Raw genomic sequence first — 10132 nt, forward strand, 5'->3', positions numbered from 1 at the left:
ACACCCTCACACCCTCACACCCTCACACCCTCACACCCTCACACCCTCACACCCTCACACCCTCACACCCTCACACCCTCACACCCTCACACCCTCACACCCTCACACCCTCACACCCGTTCACCCTCACACCCGTTCACCCTCACACACCCCAACGCTGCCTCCAAACGGGCCTGCCCCTTGCCGTCGCCTGCCCGCGAAACCTACTCTTCACCACCTGACACAGACTTTCACGGACGGCTATCCGCTTCACATGCCCCGACTTCAGCTGCTGCACCTGGCCCACGCCCGCTCCGGCGACAAGGGCGACACCGCGAACGTGGGCGTGATCGCCCTGCGCCCCGAGTTCTACCCCGTCCTGGTGGAGCAGCTGACCACCGAGCGCGTAAAAACGCACTTCCAGGGGATCGTCCATGGCGACGTGGAGCGGTTCGAGCTGCCCAACCTGGAGGCGCTCAACTTTCTTCTCCACAACGCGCTGGGCGGTGGCGGCACGGTGAGCCTCAAGACCGACGCGCAGGGCAAGGTGCTTTCCACCGCGATCCTGCGGATGGAGGTGGACGTGTCCGACGAGGTGGCGCGGCTGGCCGGGGCAGGCGCCTCGTCGTGAGCACGCCTCTCCTCGTCCGCGACGAGGGCGGGGTGCGCCGGCTGGTCCTGAACCGCCCCGACAAGCGCAACGCCCTGAACGCGGAGCTCATCGCCGCCCTCAAATCCGCCCTTCGCGAGGCGGATGGGGACGACGCCGTGCGCGTGGTGGTGGTCGAAGGGGAGGGAAAGGACTTCTGCTCCGGCGCCGACCTGTCCGTGCTACGCAAGATCGCCGAGTCGTCGGTGATGGAGAACCTGGAGGACGTGGACGACCTGGCCGAGCTGTTCCTTCTCCCCCGCCGCATGCGCAAGCCCGTCGTCGCGTGCGTGCGCGGGCGGGCGCTGGCGGGCGGATGCGGGCTGGCGACGGCGTGCGACATCGTGCTGGCGGCGGACACGGCGGAGTTCGGGTATCCGGAGGTGCGCATCGGCTTTGTGCCGGCGATGGTGATGGCCATCCTGCGCCGCAACGTGAGTGAGAAGCGCGCGTTCGAGCTGATTGTCGCCGGGCAGCCGATCGCCGCGGCGGAGGCGGAGCGCATCGGCCTGATCAACCACGCCTGGCCCGACGCCGACTTCGATCGTCAGCGCGACCTGTTCCTGGAGGACCTGGCGAAGCGTAGCCCGTCCGCCGTGCAGCTTTCCAAGCGGCTGCTGTACCACGCGGACGGGATGGGCTTCGAGGCGGCGTTGCGGTCGGGCGCGGACGTGAACGTGGTGGCGCGGATGACGGACGACATGAAGGCGGGCGTGGCGCGTTTCCTGGAGCGCGCGTGATCGACCGCACCCGCCGCGAGCCCGACTATTATCTGGACTGGAAGGTCCGCCTCTTCTTTACCGGCGCGGTGCTGGTAGCGGCGGGGGTGGTGTTTGGCCAGGACGTGCTGGTGCTCATCGCCATCATCCTCCTGGTTGTTGGCCTGCTCGCCATGACGCTTCTGAACCGCCGACGCAAGCGCGCGGACGAGGCGGTGGCGGCGGAGGCGTCCGAGGGGGAGGATTGGGACGCGGATGATCGCGGTCCGGATGATCGCGACATGGGCGGAAGCGCTCGGTAGCGTACTGGCGCGACCCCGGGGGCCCTCTTCCCCGACCGGCCCTTTTGCTCGTTCCTCGCAACGGCGGTCGACCCCTCCCCCAACTTCGGGGGAGGGGTTGTTTGCGGCGAGGGCGGCGCGCTTCGGTAAGGTGTCGAAACGGGATCGCATTCTCCCCTCTCCGTGAGGAACGAACGGGAGGGGCCGGGGACGGGGCCGGGGGAGGGGCAAACCGTCGGGCGTCAGTTCGATGCCTTCGAAGCCCTGCCCGCTGCGACGGGACCTCTCCCCCGACCGGCCTTTTTGCTCGTTCCTCGCAACGGCGGTCGACCCCACCCCCAACTTAGGGGGAGGGGGTGTTTGCGTTGTGGCTGTCGTGGTAGTGGCTCCCCAACCAACCGCACTCCGGCCTGCTTCGAAGCGCGACGAACCTTCCCCATCCCAACCTCCCCCGGCAGTTTCGGGGGAGGTGGGCGAGTGGTGCTCGCCCGGAGGGGGCCGACGCGGAGCCATCCGGAGCGCGCCGCTCCCACCCTCACACCCTCTCGCACTTTCGCACTTCCGTACTTCCGTACTTCCGTACTTCCGTACTTCCGTACTTCCGTACTTCCGCACTTCCGCACTTCCGCACTTCCGCACTTCCGCACTCTTCTCCACATGCAGTACGTTCAGTATTGACTGAACGATGCTGAGCCGTTATCCTTGGGTCCACCTTTGGGCGTAAAGGACAATGGACGCAGCGACGACGGACTTCATCGAGGGGATGGGCCGGCAGTTCGAGGAAGATGGCGCACCGCGTATCGCGGGGCGGCTGTTCGGCTTTCTGATGGTGCAGGAAGAGGCGTGCTCGCTGGACGACGTCGCCGACCAGCTGCGGGTGAGCAAGGGGAGCGCGAGCAGCAACGCCCGGCTGCTGGAGCAGCTAGGGATCGCCGAGCGGGTGACCCGCGCGGGCGACCGGCGCGACTACTACCGCATCTCGCCCGACATCAGCGAACGCACGCTGGAGCGCGCGGTGCAGGGGATCGGCTCCATGCTGCGCCGCCTGCGCCAGGGCTCCGAGTCCGTCAGCGGGCGTTCGCCCGCGCTGCGCCAGCGCTTCGACCGCGCCATCGCGTTTCACGAGCGGGCGCAGCAGGTGGTGAGCGACCTTCTGGGGCAGGTGCGGGAGCGCGCCCCGGAATAGCAAACGACGGCGCGCGCTCCGGACGAGCCGCGCCTTGAAGATATTGTCCGTACTGAACGGATTGCATCCACATGATGATCGCGACGGCGGAACACGGGCCGGGGCTGCACCCGGCGGACGAGGAGTTCGTGGAGCGCGTCGGCCGCTTTTTCGAGGGCGATGGAGCGCCGCGCACCAGCGGGCGCATGATGGGACTGCTGCTGCTGGAGCCGCGCGAGCTTTCCATCGACGAGATGGCCGAGCGGCTCAAGGTGAGCCGCGCCAGCGTGAGCACCAACGCGCGGCAGCTGGAGGGCTTCAAGGTGGTGGAGCGGGTGAGCCACATCGGCGATCGCCGCGACTTCTACCGCATCGCCGCCGACCTTGAGCGCACCCTGGTGCGCCACCGCATGGAGCGGCTGGCCAAGGTTGAGGAGCTGCTGGACGCCGGGACCGCCACCCCCGCCGCGCGCGACGAGCGGGTGCGGGGGCGGCTGCAGGGGCTGGCGCGCATTCACGGATGCGCCGCCAACGCGCTGCGGGCGTGCTGCGGCGGGGGGGAGCGGTGAGGGTGCCGGCGGTGCAGGGCTCGCCGCGCTGGCTGCTGATGGTGGGGGCTCCGCCGTCCGATGCGTCAGCGCGGCGGATGCGGTTGCGGGACGCGGTGCGGGCGGGGCTCGCGGCGCGCTGGACGGCTCCGGAAGGGGAGCCCGACGACTACGGAACGGATGGGCGGGGGACCGCCCTGGAGGAACGATGAACCGACTGGGATGGACGCTCGCCGCGGTGCTGGCCGCCGCTCCCGCCGCGCTTGGCGCGCAGGAGCCGGCCGCGGGGGCGCGTGGGGATACGGTGGCGCTCTCGCTGCAGGCCGCGGTAGGACGCGCGCTCGGGCAGAGCGAGGAAGTGCGCCTGGCGCGCAGCCAGGTAGAGATCGCGGAGACGCAGGTGCGCGAGGCCCGCGCCGGCGCGCTGCCGCAGGTGAGCGCCAACGTGGGCTACACCCGCACCTTTGCCTCGTCGTTCAGCGGCGGGGGCGGGTTTACGCTCCCCGACTCGCTGCAGTTTTCGCCCGACAGCACCGCCTCGCTCGAAGAGCGGGTGCGCTACCTGGAGCGGACGGCGCCGCTGGCGGGGCTGGGTGGGCTGGGGCAGCTGTTCGGCAACCTGCCGTTTGGCCAGGCCAACGCGTACGCGGCCACCCTCAGCGGCTCGCAGCTGCTGTACTCCGGCGGCCGCACCGGCGCGGCGATGAACATCGCCCGTCAGTTTCGCGAGGTGGCCCGGCTGGAGCTGGTGGAGCAGACGGCCGAGATCGAGCTGCAGGTGCGCACCGCGTACGTCAACGCGCTGCTGGCGCAGGAGCTGGCGGCCAGCGCCCAGCAGGCGCTGGAGCAGGCCGAGGCGTTCCTGCAGCAGGAGCGGCTGCGGCTTTCCGCCGGCCGCGCGTCGGAGCTGGAGGTGCTGCGGGCGGAAGTGTCGCGCGACAACCTGCGGCCGCAGCTGGTGCAGGCGCAGAACGCGGCCGAGCTTTCGCTGCTGAACCTCAAGCGGCTGGTGGACGTGCCGCTGGACGCGCCTGTGGCGCTCACCACCCCGCTGGACGTGCCCTCCGCCGAGGCGCTGGCGCAGCCGGTGCTGGCCGCCGAAGCGCTGGCGCGGCGCGCCTCCGTGGCACGGGCGGAGCGGCAGGTGGCCATCGCGGAGCAGAACATCCGCATTGCCCGCGGCGCCTTTCTGCCCAACGTTTCGCTGTCGATGAACTACGGCCGCCTTCTCTATCCCTCGAGTCCCGTCGACCTGACGGGCGAGTGGCGGACGGACTGGACGGCGGGGCTCAACGTGCAGATCCCGCTGCTGAGCGGTGGACAGCGCACCGCGCAGCTGCAGCAGGCGCGCATCCAGGCCGAGCAGGCGCGGCTGCAGCTGGCGCAGCTTCGCGAGGGGGTGCAGGTGCAGTACGCGCAGGCCGCCGGCGAGCGCGAGCGCGCCCGCACCGCCATCGTGGCGCGGCAGACCACGGTGCAGGCCGCGCAGCGAGTGTACGACCTGACCGTGCTGCGCTACCAGCAGGGGCTGGCCACGCAGCTGGAGGTAAGCCAGGCGCGGCTGGAATTGCTGCAGGCGCGCACCAACCTGGCGCAGGCGGTGGCGGATTTCCTGAACGCCGACGCCTCGGTGCTGCGCGCCACTGGTGGCTCGGGCGCGCTGGACACGCCGGCGCTGCCGGACACGGTGCGGCCGCTGGACACCACGCCGTCGATTCCGAACCCGGCGGCGCCCACGACGAACTTCCCGGCCCCCGCGCCGGTGCCCGCTACGACGACGACGCCCTGACCATGGACCGGAGAACCGAGACGATGAACGGATACAGCGACCCGCGCCGTCCCCTGCGGGGGGCGGTCGCCGCCCTGCTGGTGCTGGGCGCCGCCGCCTGCGGCGGGGGTGAGGGAAAGGGCGAGGCCGAGGCGGCCGAAAAGGCGCCGGAGCGGGTGACCGTGCTGGGCGCCAGCGACGTGGCGGTGGTGGAGATGAGCCAGCTGGCGGCGGGCGTGGCGCTCACCGGCAGCCTTGAGCCCTACCGCGTGGCCGAGGTCAAGGCCCAGGTGCCGGGCGTGGTGCGCGGCCTGACGGTGGACCGCGGCAGCGGCGTGCGCGCCGGCCAGGTGCTGGCCCGCATCGAGGCGCAGGGGATCCAGAGCCAGGCGGCCGGCGCCCGCAGCGGCGTGGCCGCGGCGCAGGCGCAGGTTTCCCTGGCCCAGCGCCAGCTGGAGAGCGCCCGCACCCTCTTTCAGGCCGGCGCCATGAGCGAGCTGGACTTTCGCGCCGCCGAGGCGCAGTTCCAGGCCGCGCAGGCCCAGCTGGCCGCCGCCCGCTCCAACGCCACCGGCGCGTCGGAGCAGGCCGGCCGCACCGCCGTCACCGCGCCCTTTGGCGGGCAGGTGAGCGAGCGCACCGCCAACGAGGGCGAGGCGGTGAACGTGGGGCAGACGCTGCTGACGGTGGTAGGATCGGAGTTCCTGGAGCTGCGCGGGCAGGTGCCGGTGGACCAGGCCAACCTGGTGCGCCCCGGGCAGCCGGCGGAGTTCACGCTGACCGCGTTCCCCGGCCGCACCTTCAGCGGCACCGTGGCGCGCATCGATCCCGTGGCCGACGCGGCGTCGCGGCAGGTGGGCGTTACGCTGCGCCTGCGCAACACGGGCGAGCTGATCGCGGGGATGTTCGCCAGCGGGCGCGTGGTCACGGGCGGCGACCGGCAGGCGCTGGTGGTGCCCGCCGCCGCCGTCCGCGGCCAGGGCGCCGACCAGCACGTGATGGTGGTGGTGGGCGACTCCGTGGTCCGCCGTCCGGTGACCCCCGGCTCGCGCGACGACGCGCGGGGCGTGGTGGCCATCGAGAGCGGACTGCAGGCGGGCGAGCAGGTGATCGTGTCCCCGGGCATGGTGCCCGCGGGATCGAAGGTGCGGGTGCAGACGGCGGCGGCTGCGGCCGCGGCGCCGGCGGCCGCGCCGGCCAAGGAGGAGTGAGATGGCGGACATCAACGTACACGGGCCCGACGCGGGCTCCGAGGAAGAAGCCCGCAAGGCGCCCGGCGGCGGACTGAGCGGGGTGGCCGTCCGCCGTCCCGTCTTCACGGCGATGATGATGTTCGGCCTGATCGTGCTGGGCCTCTTCGGATTCCGCCGGCTGCCGATCGACGAGTTTCCGGACGTGGACATCCCCGTGGTGGCGGTGCAGACCGTCTACCCCGGCGCGTCGCCGGAGACGATCGAGCGCGAGGTGACGCGGCGGCTGGAAGAGGCGTTCAACACCGTCGAAGGCGTCGACCGCATCACCAGCAACTCGCTGGAGGGCGTCTCGTCCGTGGTCGTGGAGTTCGACCTGGGGCGTGACGGCGACCTGGCGTCGCAGGACATCCGCGCCCGCATCGATCAGGTGCGCCGCGAGCTGCCGACCGACATCGAGGCGCCGGTGGTGCAGAAGTTCGACCCCTCGGCGCAGCCCATCCTGTCGCTGGCGCTTTCGTCCGGCACCCTGACGGTGCCGGAGCTGACCACGCTGGCCGACGAGACCATCCGCCGCCGGCTGGAGTCGGTGAGCGGCGTGGGCCAGCTGCAGATCGCCGGCGGGCTGGAGCGCGAGATCCGCGTGAACCTGCTCCCCGACCGCATGCAGGCCGTGGGGGTGAGCGCGCAGGAGATCATGGGCGCGCTGGGGCGGCAGAACCTGGAAGTTCCCGCCGGCCGCGTGGAGCGGGGGACGGGCGAGCAGCTGGTGCGCGTCACCGGCCGCATCACCGATCCCGCGCAGTTCAACGACGTGATCGTCGCCACCCGCGGCGGGATGACCGTGCGGCTGTCCGACGTGGCGCGGGTGGAGGACGCCACCGAGGAGGAGCGGTCCATCGCCATGGTGGACGACCGCCGCGCGGTGTCGCTGGACGTGCTCAAGGTGTCCGGCGCCAACACCGTGGAGGTGGCCGACGGGGTCAAGGAGGCGATCGCGGAGCTGCAGGGCGAGCTTCCCGCGGGGGCGCAGCTGACGATCGTCCGCGACAACTCCGTCAGCATCCGCCAGTCCGTGGACGACGTGATCCACGAGCTGGTGCTGGGCGCCATCCTCACCGTGGTGGTGGTGATGCTCTTCCTGAACGACTGGAAGGCCACCGCCATCACCTCGCTGGCGCTGCCGGTGTCGGTGATCAGCGCCTTCATGCTGATGGACGCGCTGGGCTTTACGCTCAACGTGCTCACCCTGATGGGCCTGTCGCTCTCCATCGGCATCCTGGTGGACGACGCCATCGTGGTCATCGAGAACATCGTCCGACATCGAGAACACGGCGAAGGCTACTTTACGGCGGCGCGGCGAGGGACGTCGGAGATCTTCCTGGCGGTGATGGCGACCACGCTGTCCATCGTGGCGGTGTTCGTCCCGGTGGCGTTCATGGGCGGCATCATCGGCCGGTTCTTCTACCAGTTCGGCATGACGGTGGCGTTCGCGGTGCTGGTGTCGCTGTTCGTCTCCTTCACCCTCACGCCCATGCTTTCCGCGTGGTGGGGCGTGGACCCGCACGACCCCTCGGCCGGGGGCGGCAACCCGGTCAGCCGGGCCATCGCGGGGTTCAACCGCTGGTTCGACCGCGGCGCCGATCGCTACCGCGGCATCATCGGCTGGGCGCTGGGGCACCGCAAGAGCACCATCGGCCTGGCGGTGGTGGCGTTCTTCGGCACCTTCATGCTCTTTCCGCTCATCGGCGGCGGCTTCATGCCCGAGCAGGACCAGAGCGCGTTCAACGTGACCTTCGAGACGCCCGAGGGAAGCTCGCTGGCGTACAGCGCGCAAAAGGCGGAGGAGATCGGGGCCGCGCTGCGCTCGCTGGACGGCGTGGACTTCACCTACACCACCGTCGGCGCGGGCGTGACGGGAACGGTGACGGCGGGGAACATTTACGTGGACCTGGTGCCCGGCGCCGAGCGCGACCGGTCGCAGCAGGAGCTGATGGTGGACGCCCGCGAAAAGCTGTCGACGCTCTTTGGCGCCACCATCGTGGTGGGCGAGGCGGGCGGGCTGGGCGGGCCCACGCAGCCGCTGCAGGTGAACCTGCGCGGCCCCGAGGTCACGCAGCTGGCCGCGCTCTCGGAGCAGGTGGCTGAGCGCATGCGCGCCATCCCCGGCATCGCCGACGTGCAGACGTCGCTGGGCGCACCCCGTCCGGAGTACCGCATTGACGTGAACCGCGACCTGGCGAACGAGTTGGGGCTGGACGTGGGGCAGGTGTCGGGAACCGTGCGCCCGCTGCTGGCGGGGCAGACGGCCACCACCTGGCAGGACCCCACGGGCGAGGAGCGCGACGTGGTGGTGCAGGTGGCGCGCGAGCAGCGCACGTCGCTGGAAAGCATCACCAACCTGCCCATCGCCACGCCGGCGGGCGCCACGGTGCCGCTGGGGCAGCTGGCGCAGGTGGCGGAAGGCGTGGCGCCGGCGCAGATCGACCGGCAGGACCTGGAGCGGGTGGGCACGGTGGGCGCCAGCGTGACGCCGGAGATCAGCATCTCCGAGGCGTCGGCGGCCATCAACACGGCCTTGGCCGACATGAAGCTGCCGGCCGGCTACACGGTCACGCTGGGCGGTGAGACGGAGCAGCTGCAGGAGACGATGGGCTTCGTTCTGGAGTCCATCCTGCTGGCGGTGATCCTGATCTTCCTGATCCTGGCCAGCCAGTTCGAAAGCTTCACGCAGCCGTTCGCCATCATGCTGTCGCTGCCGCTGTCGCTGATCGGCGTGCTGCTGGCGCTGCTGCTGACGGACGACACCTTCAACATGATGAGCATGATCGGCGTCATCATGTTAATGGGGTTGGTGACCAAGAACGCCATCCTTCTGGTCGACAACGCCAACGAGCGGCGAGAAGCCGGCACCGACCGGGTCACGGCGCTCATCGAGGCCGGGCGCGTGCGTCTGCGCCCCATCGTGATGACCACGCTGGCGATGATCTTCGGCATGCTTCCCATCGCCATCGGGATGGGCGAGGGCGGCGGCTTCCGGGCGCCGATGGCCCGCGCGGTGATCGGCGGCCTGATCACCTCCACGCTGCTCACGCTGGTGGTGGTGCCTGTGGCGTACACCTACTTCGACGACTTTGGCGGATGGGTGTCGCGCGGCTTCAAGCGCAAGCCCAGGGAGGCCAAGGCCCCGGCAAAGGAGCCGGTGCGCGGCGGCGGCCTGAACCCCGAGCCGACCTACGGCGACTGAGGGGTTGACGTCGATGGATGGACGCAGAGCGCCCCGCCGGGTTTCCGGCGGGGTGCTTTGTTTGTGGGGATGAGGAGCGGTGGATTCGAGGGTGCGGATCGCAGCCGAGGAAACGTGCTGGCGGCCTGGCAAGGGCGAATGAATTCGCTGCAACAACCACACGAAGGCCGCCTTCGCGGACTGGCGGGGTCGGGTTAGCTCACAGGCGCGTGCGCGTGGAGGGCTCGCGGTGTGATCCGGCGCGTCCCTGGCCGCGGAAGAGCGATTGAAATCGCGGCAACAACATCACACTGTCCGCCTTCGCGGACACCCGCGCCGCTGAGTCCATGCCTCACAAATGGCTGCCGCATCGCGCCTTTCTCGCGGCTACACCACCCCTCCCCCGAAGTTGGGGGAGGGGTCGCCAGCCGTTGCGAGGAACGAGCAAAAGGCCTGGCGGGGGAGAGGGCCCCCGAGGGTCGCGCCGCCTCACACCCTCACACCCTCACACCCTCACACCCTCACACCCTCACACCCTCACACCCTCACACCCTCACACCCTCACACCCTCACACCCTCACACCCTCACACCCTCACACCCTCACAC

The 10132-nt window shown here is 70.6% G+C and carries 9 protein-coding genes; all 9 read left to right on the forward strand.

Annotation, left to right across the window (positions count from 1 at the left end):
- Window positions 1-253 precede the first annotated feature (253 nt).
- A complete protein-coding gene (locus tag ACOJUJ_RS02475) occupies window positions 254-610 on the forward strand; it encodes an AtuA-related protein (protein WP_420125262.1) in 357 nt (118 codons plus the stop codon).
- Complete coding sequence (locus tag ACOJUJ_RS02480) at window positions 607-1368, forward strand: enoyl-CoA hydratase/isomerase family protein (protein ID WP_420125263.1); 762 nt, start codon at window positions 607-609, stop codon at window positions 1366-1368. Before ACOJUJ_RS02475 ends, ACOJUJ_RS02480 begins: the two co-directional genes overlap by 4 nt.
- Window positions 1365-1649, forward strand: a complete 285-nt coding sequence (locus tag ACOJUJ_RS02485; protein WP_420125264.1) for a hypothetical protein — start codon at window positions 1365-1367, stop codon at window positions 1647-1649. Before ACOJUJ_RS02480 ends, ACOJUJ_RS02485 begins: the two co-directional genes overlap by 4 nt.
- 709 nt (window positions 1650-2358) lie before the next feature.
- Window positions 2359-2814 (forward strand): GbsR/MarR family transcriptional regulator, encoded by a 456-nt coding sequence (locus ACOJUJ_RS02490; protein ID WP_420125265.1) that lies wholly within the window; start codon window positions 2359-2361, stop codon window positions 2812-2814.
- Window positions 2815-2885: 71 nt separating this feature from the next.
- Window positions 2886-3362, forward strand: a complete 477-nt coding sequence (locus tag ACOJUJ_RS02495; RefSeq protein WP_420125266.1) for a GbsR/MarR family transcriptional regulator — start codon at window positions 2886-2888, stop codon at window positions 3360-3362.
- A 2-nt stretch (window positions 3363-3364) separates the two neighbouring features.
- Window positions 3365-3553, forward strand: coding sequence for a hypothetical protein (locus ACOJUJ_RS02500; protein ID WP_420125267.1), 189 nt, complete (start codon window positions 3365-3367; stop codon window positions 3551-3553).
- Window positions 3550-5130: a TolC family protein gene (locus ACOJUJ_RS02505; protein WP_420125268.1), complete on the forward strand. Its 1581-nt coding sequence runs from the start codon at window positions 3550-3552 to the stop codon at window positions 5128-5130. Before ACOJUJ_RS02500 ends, ACOJUJ_RS02505 begins: the two co-directional genes overlap by 4 nt.
- Window positions 5131-5132: 2 nt before the next feature.
- The gene (locus tag ACOJUJ_RS02510; RefSeq protein WP_420125269.1) at window positions 5133-6320 is read left to right on the forward strand and encodes an efflux RND transporter periplasmic adaptor subunit; all 1188 of its coding nucleotides are present in this window, start codon (window positions 5133-5135) and stop codon (window positions 6318-6320) included.
- A gap of 1 nt (window position 6321) precedes the next feature.
- Window positions 6322-9546, forward strand: coding sequence for an efflux RND transporter permease subunit (locus ACOJUJ_RS02515; protein WP_420125270.1), 3225 nt, complete (start codon window positions 6322-6324; stop codon window positions 9544-9546).
- Window positions 9547-10132 lie beyond the last annotated feature (586 nt).

It is taken from the genome of Longimicrobium sp. (assembly GCF_048594345.1).
Lineage (GTDB): Bacteria > Gemmatimonadota > Gemmatimonadetes > Longimicrobiales > Longimicrobiaceae > Longimicrobium.